Genomic DNA, 697 nt, shown 5'->3' with positions numbered 1-697 from the left:
TCAAATATTTTCAGGATCTTTTGCTGCTTTGATGAAGGAAGGCTTGTGGTTCTGTTCAACGGTTTTCAAAAAAAGACCCAAAAGACTCCGAAGATTGAATTGGAGAAAGCAGAAAGGTTAATGAAGGAATATTTTCAAACAAAGAAATAAGATCATGAAGGATTATTGCAAAGTCAAAACATTCGATGAGCTGATCGAACTGGAGCACGGAAAAATTGGAAGTGAAAGCAGAAACAAGTATGAAGAGAATGCCCAGATGTTCATCATCAGCGAAATGCTGAAAGAGGCTAGGAAGGAAGCGAACCTGACCCAGGAGCAATTGGCGGAAAAGGCAGGGACAAAGAAAAGCTATATCTCAAAACTTGAAAATGGAAAAGGGAATATCCAGTTATCAACCTTGATCCGGATTTTTGAACAAGGATTGAATAAAAGAATTGGCTTAACCTTCCTGTAAGATGATAAGAGAAAACGCACTCTAACATCACCTTGGATCCAGCGGGCTGTTTAGAGTAAATTGAAAGTTTAGTATCTTTAAGAAGTTAGTAGTAGCCTGGAAAGGAACGGCTCCGAAGGCTCGCCGTCTCCAAGCTGAATCCCGTGTGTGACTTGAATCAGACCCAACGGGTCTGAATGCTTTGAAATGGATGGAGGACTGCTGGGCAACCAGCAGACAGGCCCTCCGATGGCGGTTTACCGA

3 protein-coding genes are annotated in these 697 nt (G+C 42.2%); 2 read left to right on the top strand and 1 reads right to left on the bottom strand.

The genetic code is table 11. The annotated features are described in order from the left end of the window. Positions 1–150, top strand: a 150-nt coding sequence (locus ADIS_RS04915; protein ID WP_035804735.1) for a type II toxin-antitoxin system RelE/ParE family toxin, incomplete at its 5' end; no start/stop codon positions are given. A gap of 4 nt (positions 151–154) precedes the next feature. Then, positions 155–454, top strand: coding sequence for a helix-turn-helix domain-containing protein (locus tag ADIS_RS04910; RefSeq protein WP_010853244.1), 300 nt, complete (start codon positions 155–157; stop codon positions 452–454). A gap of 27 nt (positions 455–481) precedes the next feature. Here the strand turns inward: ADIS_RS04910 and ADIS_RS23360 are convergent. Then, a partial coding sequence (locus ADIS_RS23360; RefSeq protein ID WP_238325374.1) for a hypothetical protein occupies positions 482–697 on the bottom strand: 216 nt, incomplete at its 5' end.

The organism is Lunatimonas lonarensis (assembly GCF_000390185.1).
Classification (GTDB): domain Bacteria; phylum Bacteroidota; class Bacteroidia; order Cytophagales; family Cyclobacteriaceae; genus Lunatimonas; species Lunatimonas lonarensis.
Note: the sequence above shows the minus strand (reverse complement) of the source record. Positions and strands in the feature narration are given on the sequence as shown.